The following is a 15,248-nucleotide window of genomic DNA, read 5'->3' as shown; positions in this document are numbered from 1 at the left end:
GTTCCGGTCGCCGCTGTGCCCCCCGCGCGCGCATAGACGGGCGTGCCCCTGATGGAGAGAGCCCATGCCCGCTGGCGTTGCGTCCACCAACCTCACCGAGGCGTCGGTGGTTACCGATGTGCTCGGCAACCAGTCCGGCGAGAGTGTCAGGATCCCGGTCGCCCGGCTGGCCCAGCAGCTCAGCCTGGATGCCATCGTGGTCAACAAGGAGACGCGGGCGCTGCTCGACGCCGATCTGTCCTGGGGCGACGGTGTGCGTGGCGCGGTCTGGGGCGATCCAACCGAGGCCTTGCGCGGGGTCTACCTCAAACTGGGGGCCTGGGGCACAGGTAGCTGGACGCGCATCGGCGATGTGCCGCAGAGCGCTCTGACAGAGGCCCAGCTTGCGGCCAAGGCAGCCCGCGACATGCCGATCATCACATTGCAGTCGTCGGGCGACGCGGCCGCTCAGACCGCTGCCTTGCCTGCAGGCGTGACGCTGACCCAAGGCCTGATGGTGATGCTGTTCTCTGGCAATACAAATACCGGGGCGATGACGCTCAACGGGTTGCCGATCCTGCGCCAGACCGGCGGGGCGCTGCTGCCTGCCGACGTACCTGCATCAATCGGTCTTTTGCTGCGCTGCTCCAATGGCGCGACCCAATGGCGTATCGTCGGGCGGTCCGCAGAGGATCCGGCCACCACAGCTGCCATCGGCGGGAGAGCGCCGCTCCTGCAGACCCTGCCGCTGGCAGCTGCAGACGGTGGCAGCGCAAACGCTCAGGTGTCAACTGCGCCCCCCGGAATGACGGGATATGCCCCCTCTCAGGTGTTTTTGTGGCAGGCCACCGCCACCAATACCGCCCCCGATCCGACGCTGGATGTCGGCGGTTTTGGCCCGCGCACCCTCAAGGCGGCAACCGGCGGCACGCTGTCCGCCGGAGACGTGCGGGTGGCCAGCCTGTATCAGCTCAGGGTGATGGCGGACGGCACAACCCTGCGCATCATCGCCACCCTGCCATCCGATGTGGCGGCGCAGATCACCGCCGCGCTGACCCCGGCCATCGCACCTCTCGCGCGCAACGGCGACGTGTCACAGGTCAACTTGTGCGACTGGATCACCCGCCCCTTTGTCAACGCACAAGCAACCCGCGTCGTCCTCGCGGATGGCACCCCCGGGGTGCAGGTATCTGGCACGGCTGCATCCGGACGATTTGCCCGTATTCCGCGCGACGCGATCAACGGCGAGACCTTTTCGGCAGGCGCGGTCGTAGATTTCTCGGATGTGGCAGGCCGTATCCTGGCCATGCAAATGACGGCCGCCCTGACGGAAATCCGCGACCTCTCGGATGGCAACGGCGACTATCGCACCCAGCTCAACATCACCGCCGGAATGGCGAACGCTCCGCTTTCAGTTCTGGACAAACCCCTCGCCCCTACGTGCGCTTTTGTCGATCTGTACTCAGACATGGGGTCCGGGGTCACCGGCACAATCAGGATCAAGGAGGATTGGGTCAGTGCCGGAGCCAAGCGGTTTGCCTTCCCGACGCCCGACTTCATGACATCAGGCCGGGTTTGTCATGTCAGCCCCACCGGCACGCTGGGCGCGGCTGGTACCGCCGCTGCGCCGGTCAACACCTTGCGCCGCGCGATGGCGACCGGGGCGTCTACGATCATCCTGGCGGACGGCGTCTATGCCGCCGCCAACATGCTGATCGACGGCAATATGTTTGGCGGCATCGACCTGATCGCGGCCCCCGGCGCGATGCCCATCATTCGCGGCGGCGATATCGTGACCGGGTTTACGGCGGTGCCGGGCCGCACCGACGTGTATCAGGCGGCGCTGGCGACTGCCCCGGCGATGCACCATGCCAGCACCCCGCGCGGGTTTGTCTGGCTGATCGGGGTGCCCTGGTCCGAGATCAGCGCCGCAGATCGGCGGACGCAACACCATGGCCGCTCGCACCGTTGCCCGCACATGCCGTTTTACGCAGGCCCGACCAGCCTCGACACGCTGGAGGCAGCCGCGCGCGTCAGCTGGTGGTGGTCTTCTGGCGTGCTCTATGTCCGGTCTGTGCCGGGCGTCGATCCGCTGACAATGGCGGTGCGGGTGCCGCGTGGCGATGGCATTACCAACCGCCGCCAGCAGAACAAGCTGTCGGCCCTGGGCATCACATGGGAGTTTGTCGGCCTGACTTGCGACAACATGGCGCGCTATGACTTCGAGGGCATCAATGTCATCGGTGCGCCGGTCGACGGCCTGTCGCTGGATTGGGTCAGCGGCACCGATCGGTTTTGCAGCGTCATCGGCTCATCTAATGACAACTGGAACGGCCATGGCACAACCGGCGACACGCCCGGTCGGCAGGATGGCCGGGCCTCGATCGACTATTTTCTGCACAGCATCGAGCCCTATTCGTGTCTGGCTCACGATGATGGCCGGTCGCTGCACGAGCGCGGGCGCGGGCGGGTAGACGGCGGGCTGTTCGAGCAGTGCGGCTCAACAGGATGCGCCCCCGCAGGCGGAGCGGAAGACGGTTATTATGGCACCGAAATCGTCGGCTGCGGCTGGGACACCGGCGCGGGCAGCGGCGGTGAGCGCGCCGGGATCGCGGCGGTCAACCCTGTCATCGACGATGGCACCGGCACGCGGGTGGAGTGCCGTGGCGTCATCATCCGCGACTGCCCGCGCGGCTTTTACGTCGGCGTGGGCGCATCGCACCGGATGGAGCTGTGGGACACCTGGACCATCGGCTGCACCGAGCACGCGCTCTATGCCGCCGCCGCCGGAGCCAGCATCGTGCACCACAACCACACCGACATCGGATCGGCGGCCCTGAAGGGCGGACCGGGCATGGCCGGGATCGTGGCAGCTAACGGGACGGTGGTGACGTGATGGGTCGGTCCGAAGCAGGTGGCATGGGGGCATGGTGTTCTCGGTAAAGGGGCGTTAAACACCCCCTTCAACGAAAACCGCGCTGCTGCAGGTTATGACGTAAAACTCTGCAAACTACGATGTCGCGCTACAGCCGCCGTCGGCAAGGTTGTCCACAAGAGATTTGCAAACAAATCGCTTTACAGGCTTTCGCTTCTGCAACACCATATCTAGTATGGGCCTGTCGGGTAATCGCAGAGCCTTGCCAGACACCCAGCATTTCGTGGGTTCGCCCCTGCGGAAGGCATCATCAAGAGGCCGGGCAATGTCACTTACCGAAGATTTCCTGTCAAACGACGATATGCACCCGATCGATATCGTCGAAACCCTTGCCGAACACCATGCGTGGGAGTTTGACAGGGTGACCGACGATCAGATCGCGATGGCGGTCGAGGGCCAGTGGCGCACCTATTCGCTGACGCTCGCATGGTCGGCGCAGGACGAGACGCTGCGGTTGATCTGCACCTTCGAGATGGAGCCGCCCGAAGGCAAGCTTCCGGCGCTTCTCGATGTGATCAACCGTTGCAATGACATGGTCTGGACCGGCGCTTTCACCTATTGGGCCGAGCAGAAGCTGATGGTCTGGCGCTATGGGCTGGTGCTGGCGGGCGGGCAGATTGCGGGACCGGAGCAGATTGACCGGCTGATTTCCAGCGCGGTCATGGCGGCAGAGCGCTTTTATCCGGCGTTCCAGTTGGTGGGCTGGGGCGACAAGACTCCGGCCGAAGCGATGAAAGTCGCCATTGCCGAGGCCTACGGTCGCGCCTAACTTGCCCCCCGTAAAGACGGGGAACACGATGAATCTGGATAGGATCAACCGCCGGGGCCTTGTGCTTTTGGGCTGCGGCAAGATGGGATCGGCCATGCTGGAAGGCTGGCTGGGGCAGGGGTTGCAGCCCGACGCGACATGGGTGATCGACCCGCATCCTTCGGCATGGGTGCAAGGGCTTGCCGAAAAGGGCCTGCGGCTGAACGCGGGCATGCCCGAGGCGCCTGCGGTTGTGCTGATTGCGGTCAAACCACAGATGATGGGGGCGGCGCTGCCGCAGATTGCGCGGTTTGGCGGGACGGATACGCTGATCGTGACGGTGGCGGCAGGCACGACCATTGCCACCTATGAGGCGGCATTTGGCGCAGGCAGCCACATCGTGCGTGCCATGCCGAACACGCCCGCCGCCGTCAGCCGCGGGATCACCGCGATCATCGGCAATGCTGCCGCCACGCCTGCCGATCTGGATCTTGCCGAAGCCCTGCTGTCGGCCGTGGGGCAGGTGGTGCGGCTGGAGGCCGAGCACCAGATGGATGCGGTCACCGCCGTTTCCGGCTCTGGCCCGGCCTATGTGTTCCACCTGATCGAGGCGCTTGCTGCCGCGGGCGAGGCCGAGGGGCTGCCTGCGCCGCTGGCCATGCAACTGGCGCGGGCCACGGTGACAGGGGCGGGGGAACTGGCCCATCGCGCCCCCGAAAGTGCCGAGCAGTTGCGCATCAACGTCACCTCTCCCGGCGGGACGACCGCAGCGGCCCTTGCGGTGCTGATGGCGCCGGAGGACGGGTTTCCGGCGCTGCTGCGCCGAGCGGTCAAGGCGGCGGCGGACCGCGGGCGGGAGCTTGGCAAATGATCAGCTATGAGGATTTCCAGAAGGTCGATATCCGTGTGGGCGTTGTCACCCGCGCCGAACCCTTTCCCGAGGCGCGCAAGCCCGCGATCAAGCTATGGGTGGATTTTGGCGGAGAAATTGGGGAGAAACGCTCGAGCGCGCAACTGACGCGGCATTACACGCCAGAGACGCTGGTCGGGCGGCAGGTGATGGCGGTCGTCAACTTCCCGCCGCGCCAGATCGGCAAGGTGTTGTCGGAGGTGCTGGTGCTGGGCGTGCCGGATGAAACGGGAGAGGTGGTGCTTTTGGCACCCGACCAGAATGTGCCTGCGGGCGGAAGGATGTTTTGATGAAACTGCTGATCACACGCCCGCTGCCGGATGCTGTTCTGGACGCCGCCCGCGCCCGTTTTGACGTGACGGTGCGCGAAAGCACCTTGCCGCTGACCGCGGACGAATTGCGCGCCAGCTTGCGCGATTATGATCTGGTGCTGCCCACGCTGGGCGACCGTTATCAGGCCGATGTGTTTGCCGATGTGCCAGCCCCGCGCGCGCGGATGCTGGCCAATTTCGGGGTGGGCTACAACCATATCGACGTGGCAGCGGCCCGTGCTGCGGGGTTGCAGGTCTCCAACACCCCCGGCGCTGTCACCGATGCCACCGCCGATATTGCCCTGACGCTGATGCTGATGACGGCGCGCCGCGCCGGGGAAGGCGAGCGTATGGTGCGGGCCGGTCTGTGGGAGGGCTGGCACCCGACGCAGATGCTGGGTATGCATCTTTCGGGCAAGCGGCTTGGCGTGATCGGGATGGGCCGTATCGGCAAGGCGATTGCGCGCCGCGCGCAGGCGGGTTTCGGCATGGAGGTGGTGTTCTTCAACCGCTCGCCCGTGGCCGATGCCGGAGTTCCGGCGCGGCAGGTCACGCTTGAAGAGGCGATGGCCGCCGATGTGGTGGTGCTTGCGGTGCCGGGTGGCAAGGAGACGCATCATCTGGTCAACGCAGGGACGCTGGCCCATATGAAGCCGCACGCCATTCTGGTGAATATCAGCCGGGGCGATGTGGTGGACGAGGCCGCCTTGGCCGAGGCCCTGACGGGCGGGCGCATTGCCGGGGCCGGGCTTGATGTCTACGAGTTCGAGCCGAAGATCCACCCCGCGCTGATGGCGTTGGAGAATGTGACGCTGCTGCCGCATCTGGGCACCGCCGCTTTGGAGGTGCGCAGCAACATGGGCATGATGGCGGTGGACAATCTGCTGGCCTTCGCCGACGGGCGGGATTTGCCGAACCCGGTATGACCGCGTCGGGTTAGGCCCGTCTGCCGCCAGCCTTCGCGTCCAATTGCGCGGTCTGCCTTGGTTTTGCCAAAGCCTTGCCTTGGGGTGGCCCTGTGCATCGGTCAGGGCTGAAGGGGCTGGCCCATTGCGATGCCGGCAAAACGGGGTGCGGATGGGAACACGTCGATGATCTGGGCGGGGTCGGAACAGGCGGGGCAGGACGGACCTTCGGTTGTGGCCGAAGGGATCATTGCCACGACCCCGATTGCCACCCCGTCGGGCTGGTGTCCCGCCGGAGAATTGCACAGCGGCGCAGAGGTGATGACCTTTGATGGCGGCAACCAGACCGTGACGCGCGCGCTGACCTTGCCGCTGGAAGAGCCGCCGCCCGAGTTCTGGCCGCTGCGGGTTCCAGCCTGGGCGATGGACAATCGGGAAGATGTGCTGCTGTTGCCCGAGCAGAAGGTGCTGATCGAGGCCGATTGCGCCGAAGACCTGTTCGGTGATCCCTTTGCGCTGGTCCCTGCGCGGGCGCTGGAAGGGTGGCGCGGGATAGAGAGGAGCCGCCCGCCACAATTGCTGGCTTCGGTGCAACTGCGGTTTGCGCGGCATCAGCTTGTCTATGCCAGTCGGGGGATATTGCTGTCTTGCGCGGGTGATCCGTTTGCCGAGGCCGAATGGCATCCGCGCGATTTCAGCGTCTGTTCGCTGGCACAGGCGCGGCATCTGGTCACCTGCCTGATGGCCGAGGAGGCGGGTGCCGCCCTGCGTCTGGCAAGGCAGCACCCGAACGGTTCGCTGGCTTAGGCCGCCTTGCGGGCGGATTTGCCGTAGAAGGTCTGTCCCGACGCTGCCATCTCGCGCAAAAGGTCCGGCACGGCAAAGCGTGCCCCGTGGCGGGAGGTGAGCGCATCGCAGAGTTCCACCGCGCGCGGAGCGCCGATGATGTCGAGCCAGCCGAACGGGCCGCCGGACCACGGGGCAAAGCCCCAGCCAAGGATGGCACCCACATCGCCTTCGCGGATATCGGTCAGCACCCCATCTTCCAGCGCACGCACGGCTTCCAGAACCTGCGCCATCAGCAGACGGTGCTGCACCTCGGTCAGGTCCGGTTGCGCATCGGCCAGCGGATACTGTGCCGCCAACCCGTCCCAAAGACCTTCGCGCTTGCCCGCAGCGTCGTAGGTGTAAAAGCCGGCATTGGCCTTTTTGCCCATGCGGCCCTGATCGGCCATCCAGAACAGCACCTCATCCACCGCGCCATCGGGATAGGCGTCGCCCATCGCCAGTTTGGTGGCCTTGGCGATCTTGACCCCGAGATCGATCGAGGTCTCGTCGACCAGTTGCAGCGGCCCCAGCGGCATGCCCACCAGCTTTGCCGCGTTTTCCACCAGCGCCGGTTCCACCCCTTCGGCGACCATGCGGATGCCTTCGTTGATGTAAGGAATGATGCAGCGGTTGGCGTAGAAGAAGCGGGCGTCATTCACCACGATCGGCGTCTTGCGGATCTGGCGCACATAGTCCAATGCCTTGGCCACCGCCACATCGCCGGTTTCCTTGCCGCGGATGATCTCCACCAGCATCATCTTGTCGACGGGCGAGAAGAAATGGATGCCGATGAATTGCGCGGGCCGCTGGCTGGCGCGGGCCAGTTCCGAGATCGGCAGGGTCGAGGTGTTGGAGGCAAAGATGCACTCTGCGCCCACCACCGCCTCGACCTTGGCTGTCACCTCGGCCTTGACCTTCATATCCTCGAACACCGCTTCGACGATCAGATCGCAGCCCTGAAGTGCCGCGTAATCGGTGGTTGCGGTGATGCGGCCCAGCACTTCGGCCTTTTTCTCGGGCGTGACCTTGCGGCGCGCGATGCCCTTGTCGAGGATGGCTTCGGAATAGGCTTTGCCGCGATCTGCCGCGTCTTGGGCGGCGTCGATCAGCACCACTTCTATCCCTGCATTGGCCGAGACATAGGCGATGCCCGCCCCCATCATGCCCGCGCCGAGGATGCCGACCTTCTTCACCGTCTGGTCAGGTGCGTCCGGACGGTTGGCGCCTTTCTCCAGCGCTTCCTTGTTGATGAACAGGCTGCGGATCATCGCAGACGAGGACGGGTTCATCAGCACCGAGGTGAAGTGCCGCGCCTCTATCTTCAGCGCGAGATCAAAGGGCACCAGCGCGCCTTCGTAGACCGCAGCCAGAAGCGCCTTGGCGGCAGGGTAGACGCCCATCGTCTTGCCGTGCACCATTGCGGATGCGCCGACAAAGGTCATGAAACCGGCCGGATGATAGGGGGTGCCGCCGGGCATCTTGTAGCCCTTGGCGTCCCAAGGCTTGACCAGATCGGCATCGGTGGCGGCGAGAACCCATTCCTTTGCGCGGGCCAGCAGGGCATCGGGGGCAACGACCTCGTCGATAAGACCGCCCGCCTTGGCGCCCTTGGGGTCAGAGAGCTTGCCTTCGAGGAGATAGGGCGCGGCCATCATCGCGCCCATCTTGCGCACAAGCCGCGTGGTGCCGCCTGCGCCGGGGAAAATGCCGACCATGATTTCCGGCAGGCCGATCTTGGCCTTGGGGTTTTCGGCGGCAATGATGCGGTGGCAGGCCAGAGGCACCTCCAGCCCGATGCCGAGCGCGGTTCCCGGAAGGGCGGCGACAATCGGCTTGCCGCCCTTGAGCGTTTTGGGGTCCATTCCGGCGCGTTCGATCTTGCGCAGGATCGCGTGCATATGCATCACGCCGTTGAAAATCCCCTCGGCCCCGCCCTCGTCGCGCATCTTGGCGATGACGTTCAGGTCCATCCCGCCGGCGAAGTCCTTTTTGCCGCTGGTGATGATGATGCCCTTCACCGCGCTGTCGGCAAGGGCGGCATCAATCTGGCTGTCGAGTTCCGCAAAGCCCGCAAGGGACATCACGTTCATGGATTTGCCGGGCACGTCCCAGGTGATGGTGGCGACGCCATCGGCGTCGATCGTGGTGGTGAAATCGGTCATTCTTGCGGTCCTTTCGGTAGGGCGGCCGTTCGCGTGCTGGAAATCAGGAACGGCCAGCGCGAATTGGCGAGAGCATTGGTGATCGAGGCCGCGCGCCAGCGGCCTTCGACAAGGCGGAGCGTGATTTGCGAATGGAACGGATCAAGCACCCGCATGCCGCCGGAAATCAGGTGGGTGACATAGCGGCCCGAAAGCAGATCGGGATCGAGACACTGCGCGCCTTCGACAAGGCGGATGTAATCGGTCACCCGCTGCGTTTGCAGCATGGTGCGAAAGGCGTCAAAGCCCTCGCGCAGGGCTGCCTCTGTCGTGATGGTCAGATTTGCGCTGTGGGTCACAAGATGAAACGGCAGCGCCACCCCGGTCTGATAGGCCGCAAAATCCCCCGCCATGACGGCAGCGGCGATCTCGTCCAGATAGGTCTGAAGGATGGCACCTGCCTCCATCTGTCAGACCCGCTCGATGATGGTGGCCGCGCCCATGCCCGAGGCGATGCAAAGCGTGGCAAGGCCGGTGCCTTTGCCAGACCGCTCCAACTCGTCGAGCAGGGTGCCGATGATGATGGCCCCGGTCGCCCCGAGGGGATGCCCCATCGCAATAGAGCCACCGTTCACATTCACCCGGCTCGCGTCGACATCGAAGGCCTGCATGAAGCGCAGCACCACGCTGGCAAAGGCCTCGTTCACCTCGAACAGGTCGATGTCGCTGATCGACATCCCGCTGTCCTTGAGGATCTTTTCCGTCACGGGGACCGGGCCTGTCAGCATGATCGTGGGGTCGGTGCCGATCTTGGCGGTGGCGCGGATGCGGGCGCGCGGCTTCAGGCCATGCGCCTGCCCGAACTCTTTCGACCCGATCAGAACCGCCGCCGCGCCATCGACGATCCCCGAGGAATTGCCGGCATGGTGGATGTGGTTGATCCGCTCCAGATGGGGGTATTTCATAAGCGCGATCTTGTCGAAGCCGGGCATCACTTCGCCCATGTCCTTGAACGCCGGTTTCAGGGACCCAAGGGCCTGCATGTCGGTGCCGGGGCGCATGTATTCGTCATGCGCCAGGATCGGCAGGCCGTTCTGGTCGCGGATGGTGATGACAGATTTGGCAAAGCGCCCGTCAGCCCAGGCCGCTGCCGCACGGCGCTGCGATTCCATGGCCAGAGCGTCGGCGTCATCGCGGGAAAAGCCGTATTCGGTGGCGATGATATCGGCCGAGATCCCCTGCGGCACGAAATAGGTTTTCATCGCAAGGCTCGGGTCAACGGCGATGGCCGCGCCATCGCTGCCCATCGCGACACGGCCCATCATCTCGACCCCGCCCGCGATATAGGCCTGTCCGGCCCCGCCCTTGACCTGATTGGCGGCAAGGTTCACCGCCTCCATGCCACTCGCGCAGAACCGGTTGATGGCAAGGCCGGGGATACGCTCGTCAAGATCGGACAGCAGGACTGCCGAGCGGGCCAGACAGCCGCCCTGTTCGCCCACTTGCGTGACATTGCCCCAGATCACGTCCTCGACCGCATGGCCTTCGAGACCGCTGCGCTCTTTCACCGCGTTCAGCACCTTTGCCGACAGCGCGACCGAGGTCAGCTCATGCAGGCTGCCATCGGGGCGGCCTTTGCCACGGGGGCTGCGAACGGCGTCGTAGATATAGGCTTCTGACATGATGTCTTCTCCTTATGTCCGGTCCGCAGGGGAGCCGGGCATCAATTCATAGGGGTGTTTCCAGCCGGGCAGGGCGCTGATGCGGTCCAGCCAGGCATCGATATGGGGCCAGTCCTTGCGGTCAAAGCCAAAGGGTTCGGGGTAATAGAGATAACCGCAGCACGACAGGTCGGCGATGGTCGGGCCATCGCCAACCACCCAGTCGCGCGCGGCCAGATGATCGTTCAGAACGGTATAGGCGGCCTTCAGGCGGCCCTGCAGGAACGGGACCACACCTTCGGGGCGCTTTTCGGCGGGCAGGAAGTTCATCAGGAACCGCACCGTGCCGATCTGCGTCGACAGCTTGTGATTGTCCCACAGGATCCAGCGCAGGATTTCGGCCTGTTCCTGCTTTGTGGAGCCTCCCAGCTTGCCCGTCTGCGCCGCGATGTGCATCAGGATGCTGCCCGACTGCGTAAGCACCTCATCACCGCTCACCAGCACCGGAACCTCGCCCATAGGGTTGAGCGCGCGATAAGCGGCGGTGCGGGTCTCGCCGTTGAAGAAATCGACATAGCGCGCCTGCCAGGGCGTGTCGCTGAAGACGAGCGCCAACGCGCATTTATAGGCGTTGCCGCTTTCGCCAAAGCAGTAGAGCTGCACCGTCATCCCTGTCTCCTCCCCTGTGTCTCCGGCTGCTGTGCCGGTGTTTTGCGCCCCCGGATTGCCGGAGGCGTTTCGGGAACAGACGAAGGCCGCAGGGTCTGAAGTGTCAGCGTTTGCGGTCTTCGAGTTCCGAATTGAACAGCCGGAGCCTGTGGGCCAGATTTTCGCTGTGGGTGACACTGTCGAAATGTTCGAACAGGAACGACAGCGCCTCTCCTTCATCCAGCCCGGCCTCGGCGGCGAAACGTTTCAATCTGCGGTAGCCGTCTTCGGTCATGGCGACGGGAAAGCGGCGGGTCAGGCGAAAACGTTTGGGCATCTGGGTTCTCCGTCTGGGGCGGGGCAGATCTTTCGCGAAAAATCGTGCCCCTGTCGCAGCCCAGTCTAGAACGCCTCGGCGGGCAAGGCCATGACCGTCTCGGCCCCGCTTTCGATCCGCGCAAGATGCATGCCGCAGGCGGGCAGTTGCCGTGCCATGTAGAAGCGGCCGGTGGCGATCTTGGCTTCCAGATAGTCACGGTCGGCATGTCCGCCATCCAGCGCGTCATAGGCGGCCCGCGCCATGCGCGTCCACATCAGGCCAAGGCAGACATGGCCCATCAGGTGCATGAAATCATAGCTGCCCGACAGGGCGGTGTTGGGGTTCTTCATGCCGCTTTGCATGAAGAACATGCCCGCCTGCTGCAACTGTTTCGAGGCCAGTTTCAGCGGTTCGGTAAAGCCCTTCATGCGGTCATCGCCGTCATGCGCCTTGCACTCGGCCTTGACCATGTCGAAGAAGGCCATCACATGCTTGCCGCCATCCTGCGCCAGCTTGCGGCCGACCAGATCAAGTGCCTGCACCCCGTTCGCGCCTTCGTAGATCATGGCGATCCGCGCGTCGCGGGCGAACTGGCTCATACCCCATTCCTCGATATAGCCATGCCCGCCGAACACCTGCTGGGCCTGCACCGCCATGTCGAAGCCCTTGTCGGTCTGGAACCCCTTGATGACCGGGATCATCAGGCTGACCAGCCCTTCGGCCGCCGCATCATCCTGACGCACCGAACGGTCGATCAGGTGCGCGGCCCAGAAGGTCAGCGCCCGCGCGCCTTCGACAAAGCTTTTCTGCTCCATCAGGTTGCGGCGGATGTCGGGATGCACGATCAGCGGATCGGCGGGGCCGGACGGGTTCTTTGCCCCGGTCACGTCGCGCCCTTGCAGACGGTCCTTGGCATAGGCGAGCGCATTTTCATAGGCTGCGGCCGCCTGGGCATAGCCTTGCAGGCCGACGCCCAGACGCGCCTCGTTCATCATGGTGAACATGGCCCGCATGCCTTTGTGCAGATCACCCAGAAGCCAGCCCTTGGCCCCGTCATAGTTCATGACGCAGGTGGCATTCCCGTGAATGCCCATCTTTTCTTCGATCTTGCCGCAAGACAGGCTGTTGCGCGCACCAAGCGAGCCATCCTCGTTCACGAGGAATTTCGGCACGATGAACAGAGAGATCCCCTTGGTGCCTTCGCCGCCGCCGGGAGCCTTGGCCAGCACCAGATGGATGATGTTCTCGGCCAGATCATGCTCACCCGCCGAAATGAAGATCTTCTGGCCGGTGATCAGATAGCTGCCGTCCTCCTGCGGTTCGGCCTTGGTGCGCATCAGCCCGAGGTCGGTGCCGCAATGCGGCTCTGTCAGGTTCATGGTGCCGGTCCAGTCACAGGACACCATCTTGGGCAGATACTGCGCCTTCTGCGCATCGGTGCCGTGGGTATGGATCGCGGAATAGGCGCCGTGGGTCAGGCCCTGATACATGTTGAAGGCCATGTTGGCCGAAACGAAAATCTCGCCCACCGCGGTGCCCATCAGATAGGGCAGGCCCTGACCGCCATACTCGGGGTCGCAGTCGAGCGCGGTCCAGCCGCCCTCTTTCATCGCGGCGAAGGCGGCATCGAAGCCCTTGGGCGTGCGCACGATGCCGTTTTCCAGCACGCACCCCTCACGGTCGCCTACAGCGTTCAGCGGGGCCAGAACCTCTGACGCGACCTTGCCCGCCTCTTCCAGCACGGCGGCAGTGAAGCCTTCATCCAGTTCGCCATAGCCGGGCGTGTCGGAAGCCGTAACTTTCAGGACATTGTGCAGAAGGAATTGCATGTCCTTGACGGGGGCGGTGTAGGTTGGCATCGGTGCTCTCTCCCTTGGTCTTGTTCTGGATCATTCCGCGGCACGGCGCAGGCTGGCGATCATCGCCTTGCCCGCGTCGAGTTCGGTCTTGAGTTCGGCAATCGCCTCATCGAGTTCGGCGCGCTGCGCCTCCATCTGGGCGAGGCGCTGTTGCGCCAGTTCATAGGTCCGAATGGCCTGCGCATGGTTCGAGCCGTCCCGATCATAGAGATCGAGCACCTGCCGGATATCCTCGAGGCTGAAGCCAAACCGCTTGCCGCGCAGGATCAGCGTCAGCCGCGCGCGATCCCGCCGGGTGAACAGCCGGCGCGTGCCATCGCGCTGCGGAAACAGCAGTTCCTTGGCCTCATAGAAGCGCAAGGTGCGCGGCGTGACATCGAAACTGTCACACATCTGGCGAATGGTCATCAGGTCATCGGTCATCGTCATGCACTCTTTGCCACATCGTCTGTGCTAGGCAGATGTGTGCTTTTGACCGAGCATACTAGAGTGCTTGACGTTAACGTAAATGTAACGTCACGTCAGAAAACCGGGTGACGTGATGTCAGATCAATCGAGCTTTGCGAGCGCGTCGACCGTTGTCGCGCGCAGGGCGCGCAGGTCTTCGATGGTGGCGTCAAGCTCCGCGCGTTGCTGCTCCAGCGCGCCAAGTTGGCGGTCGGCAAGACCCAGAAACGTTTCATACTGTGGACGGCTGCCTTGCTGGCGATAGATCAGCAGCCATTGGCGGATTTCTTCAAGGCTGAAGCCAAAGCGGCGCCCCCGAAGGATCAGCGTCATTCGCGCCAGTTCTCGCGGCCCGTAAAACCGCGCGCGCCCTTCTTTTTCAGGAGAGAGCAACTCGATGTATTCGTAGTAACGCAGCGTGCGCGGGGTAACGTCGAACCGGGCACACATTTCCTTGAAGCTGAGGCGGTTGGTGTCGGTCATTCTGGTCCTCCGTTGCCCAAGACTAAGCACGGATCGTGCGGTGCGCAACGCCCGCGCCGTCATTTCCGGTCTTGCGGCGGCAAGCGAAGCGGCGATTATGGGCCGCAAGGAGACGCCATGACCGATATCATCCGCATCGCCCGCCAGTTCATCGAGGCTATTCCGCATGCCCGCGCCTTGGGTATGTCGTTTGAAAGTCTGGGCGATGGCAAGGCCGTGATTTCCATGCCTTACGATCTGCGCTTTGTGGGGGACCCTGCCACGGGGGTCATCCACGGCGGCGCGGTTTCGGCGTTGATGGACACGGCATCGGGGGCGGCGGTGATGTGTCATCCGGTGGCCCCGGTCTCTACCGCCACACTCGATCTGCGCATCGACTATTTCCGCGCGGCGACGCCGGGCCAGAAGATCACCGCGCATGCCGAGTGCTATCACGTGACCCGCTCGGTCGCCTTTGTCCGCGTGACTGCGGTCGATGAGGACGAGACGCGGCCTGTTGCCGCCGCGACGGGTGCCTTTACGCTTGATCGGCCCAAAGGAAACGCCGCATGAAGCCCGCACGCCCCGAACCCGTGCAAGTGGTCAAGCAGCGGCGCGATGCCGCCCTGCGCAGTCTGTTGTCCGGCGTTCCCTATATCGCCTACCTCGGCATCCAGTTCGACCGCCGCGGTGACGAGTTGACGGCAATCCTGCCCTTCGACGAAAAGCTGATCGGCAATCCGGCCTTGCCCGCGCTGCATGGCGGGGTCACGGCGGCCTTTCTCGAGGTGGCGGCGATCATCGAACTGGCATGGGGCAATCTGTGGGAGGAGATGGAGGCCGGACGGCTGGACCTGACCGCCGACCTTGGACAGGTCCGCCTGCCCAAGACCATCGATTTCACCGTGGATTACCTGCGGTCGGGCCTGCCGCGAGATGCCTATGCGCGGGCGCGGATCAACCGGTCGGGCAGGCGCTATGCCAGCGTGCATGTCGAGGCATGGCAAGACAACCGCACGCGGCTTTTCGCGCAAGGCACCGGGCATTTCCTGATGCCGCCCGCACCCGGCGCACCTGCCGAGTAGTGGCGGGTGC

The 15,248-nt window shown here is 64.3% G+C and carries 16 protein-coding genes; 8 read left to right on the top strand and 8 right to left on the bottom strand.

What is annotated here, in order from left to right; translation table 11 throughout:
- Nucleotides 1-64: 64 nt before the first annotated feature.
- From G3572_RS15345 to G3572_RS15320, 6 genes are all read left to right on the top strand, one after another.
- A complete protein-coding gene (locus G3572_RS15345) occupies nt 65-2,875 on the top strand; it encodes a hypothetical protein (RefSeq protein ID WP_164613471.1) in 2,811 nt (936 codons plus the stop codon).
- 304 nt (nt 2,876-3,179) lie between these two features.
- On the top strand, nt 3,180-3,683 hold the full coding sequence (locus tag G3572_RS15340) for a type III secretion system chaperone family protein (protein WP_164613469.1): 504 nt from the start codon (nt 3,180-3,182) through the stop codon (nt 3,681-3,683).
- A gap of 28 nt (nt 3,684-3,711) precedes the next feature.
- A complete protein-coding gene (gene proC, locus G3572_RS15335; RefSeq protein ID WP_164613467.1) occupies nt 3,712-4,533 on the top strand; it encodes a pyrroline-5-carboxylate reductase in 822 nt (273 codons plus the stop codon).
- Nucleotides 4,530-4,862, top strand: coding sequence for a tRNA-binding protein (locus G3572_RS15330; protein ID WP_164613465.1), 333 nt, complete (start codon nt 4,530-4,532; stop codon nt 4,860-4,862). Before proC ends, G3572_RS15330 begins: the two co-directional genes overlap by 4 nt.
- A complete protein-coding gene (locus G3572_RS15325) occupies nt 4,862-5,809 on the top strand; it encodes a 2-hydroxyacid dehydrogenase (protein WP_164613463.1) in 948 nt (315 codons plus the stop codon). The genes G3572_RS15330 and G3572_RS15325 overlap by 1 nt, the downstream gene beginning before the upstream one ends.
- A 129-nt stretch (nt 5,810-5,938) precedes the next feature.
- Nucleotides 5,939-6,595: a Hint domain-containing protein gene (locus tag G3572_RS15320; RefSeq protein WP_164613461.1), complete on the top strand. Its 657-nt coding sequence runs from the start codon at nt 5,939-5,941 to the stop codon at nt 6,593-6,595.
- Here G3572_RS15320 and G3572_RS15315 read toward each other — a convergent pair.
- The 8 genes from G3572_RS15315 to G3572_RS15280 form a co-directional block, all read right to left on the bottom strand.
- Complete coding sequence (locus G3572_RS15315; protein ID WP_164613458.1) at nt 6,592-8,778, bottom strand: 3-hydroxyacyl-CoA dehydrogenase NAD-binding domain-containing protein; 2,187 nt, start codon at nt 8,776-8,778, stop codon at nt 6,592-6,594. The two genes, G3572_RS15320 and G3572_RS15315, sit on opposite strands and share 4 nt — an antisense overlap.
- The gene (locus tag G3572_RS15310; protein ID WP_164613457.1) at nt 8,775-9,224 is read right to left on the bottom strand and encodes a hypothetical protein; all 450 of its coding nucleotides are present in this window, start codon (nt 9,222-9,224) and stop codon (nt 8,775-8,777) included. Before G3572_RS15310 ends, G3572_RS15315 begins: the two co-directional genes overlap by 4 nt.
- 3 nt (nt 9,225-9,227) lie before the next feature.
- On the bottom strand, nt 9,228-10,439 hold the full coding sequence (locus G3572_RS15305) for an acetyl-CoA C-acetyltransferase (protein ID WP_164613455.1): 1,212 nt from the start codon (nt 10,437-10,439) through the stop codon (nt 9,228-9,230).
- A 12-nt stretch (nt 10,440-10,451) separates the two neighbouring features.
- Nucleotides 10,452-11,087, bottom strand: coding sequence for a glutathione S-transferase family protein (locus tag G3572_RS15300; protein WP_164613453.1), 636 nt, complete (start codon nt 11,085-11,087; stop codon nt 10,452-10,454).
- A 103-nt stretch (nt 11,088-11,190) separates the two neighbouring features.
- Entirely contained in the window at nt 11,191-11,403 is a 213-nt protein-coding gene (locus G3572_RS15295; protein ID WP_164613451.1) for a hypothetical protein, read from the bottom strand.
- 65 nt (nt 11,404-11,468) lie between these two features.
- Nucleotides 11,469-13,244, bottom strand: coding sequence for an acyl-CoA dehydrogenase C-terminal domain-containing protein (locus G3572_RS15290; RefSeq protein ID WP_164613449.1), 1,776 nt, complete (start codon nt 13,242-13,244; stop codon nt 11,469-11,471).
- Nucleotides 13,245-13,274: 30 nt separating this feature from the next.
- Entirely contained in the window at nt 13,275-13,667 is a 393-nt protein-coding gene (locus G3572_RS15285) for a MerR family transcriptional regulator (RefSeq protein ID WP_164613447.1), read from the bottom strand.
- 126 nt (nt 13,668-13,793) lie between these two features.
- On the bottom strand, nt 13,794-14,174 hold the full coding sequence (locus G3572_RS15280) for a MerR family transcriptional regulator (protein WP_164613445.1): 381 nt from the start codon (nt 14,172-14,174) through the stop codon (nt 13,794-13,796).
- Nucleotides 14,175-14,291: 117 nt separating this feature from the next.
- On the opposite strand from G3572_RS15280, the gene G3572_RS15275 reads away from it, so the two are divergent.
- Together G3572_RS15275 and G3572_RS15270 are read left to right on the top strand one after the other, a co-directional pair.
- Nucleotides 14,292-14,726, top strand: a complete 435-nt coding sequence (locus G3572_RS15275; protein ID WP_164613443.1) for a PaaI family thioesterase — start codon at nt 14,292-14,294, stop codon at nt 14,724-14,726.
- A complete protein-coding gene (locus tag G3572_RS15270) occupies nt 14,723-15,238 on the top strand; it encodes a PaaI family thioesterase (protein WP_164613441.1) in 516 nt (171 codons plus the stop codon). Before G3572_RS15275 ends, G3572_RS15270 begins: the two co-directional genes overlap by 4 nt.
- The last annotated feature ends 10 nt before the right edge of the window (nt 15,239-15,248 follow it).

It is taken from the genome of Pseudotabrizicola algicola, from assembly GCF_010915705.1.
Classification (GTDB): domain Bacteria; phylum Pseudomonadota; class Alphaproteobacteria; order Rhodobacterales; family Rhodobacteraceae; genus Pseudotabrizicola; species Pseudotabrizicola algicola.
The sequence above is the reverse complement of the archived record's forward strand: the minus strand, read 5'-3'. Positions and strand labels throughout refer to the sequence as shown.

Coding starts and splice junctions, on each gene's coding strand:
- G3572_RS15330 (WP_164613465.1), top strand. CDS start 4,530: ATGATCAGCTATGAGGATTTCCAGAAGGTCGATATCCGTGTGGGCGTT.
- G3572_RS15270 (WP_164613441.1), top strand. CDS start 14,723: ATGAAGCCCGCACGCCCCGAACCCGTGCAAGTGGTCAAGCAGCGGCGC.
- G3572_RS15275 (WP_164613443.1), top strand. CDS start 14,292: ATGACCGATATCATCCGCATCGCCCGCCAGTTCATCGAGGCTATTCCG.
- G3572_RS15345 (WP_164613471.1), top strand. CDS start 65: ATGCCCGCTGGCGTTGCGTCCACCAACCTCACCGAGGCGTCGGTGGTT.
- G3572_RS15290 (WP_164613449.1), bottom strand. CDS start 13,244: ATGCCAACCTACACCGCCCCCGTCAAGGACATGCAATTCCTTCTGCAC.
- G3572_RS15285 (WP_164613447.1), bottom strand. CDS start 13,667: ATGACCGATGACCTGATGACCATTCGCCAGATGTGTGACAGTTTCGAT.
- G3572_RS15310 (WP_164613457.1), bottom strand. CDS start 9,224: ATGGAGGCAGGTGCCATCCTTCAGACCTATCTGGACGAGATCGCCGCT.
- G3572_RS15315 (WP_164613458.1), bottom strand. CDS start 8,778: ATGACCGATTTCACCACCACGATCGACGCCGATGGCGTCGCCACCATC.
- G3572_RS15325 (WP_164613463.1), top strand. CDS start 4,862: ATGAAACTGCTGATCACACGCCCGCTGCCGGATGCTGTTCTGGACGCC.
- G3572_RS15320 (WP_164613461.1), top strand. CDS start 5,939: ATGCCGGCAAAACGGGGTGCGGATGGGAACACGTCGATGATCTGGGCG.
- G3572_RS15305 (WP_164613455.1), bottom strand. CDS start 10,439: ATGTCAGAAGCCTATATCTACGACGCCGTTCGCAGCCCCCGTGGCAAA.
- G3572_RS15280 (WP_164613445.1), bottom strand. CDS start 14,174: ATGACCGACACCAACCGCCTCAGCTTCAAGGAAATGTGTGCCCGGTTC.
- G3572_RS15295 (WP_164613451.1), bottom strand. CDS start 11,403: ATGCCCAAACGTTTTCGCCTGACCCGCCGCTTTCCCGTCGCCATGACC.
- G3572_RS15300 (WP_164613453.1), bottom strand. CDS start 11,087: ATGACGGTGCAGCTCTACTGCTTTGGCGAAAGCGGCAACGCCTATAAA.
- proC (WP_164613467.1), top strand. CDS start 3,712: ATGAATCTGGATAGGATCAACCGCCGGGGCCTTGTGCTTTTGGGCTGC.
- G3572_RS15340 (WP_164613469.1), top strand. CDS start 3,180: ATGTCACTTACCGAAGATTTCCTGTCAAACGACGATATGCACCCGATC.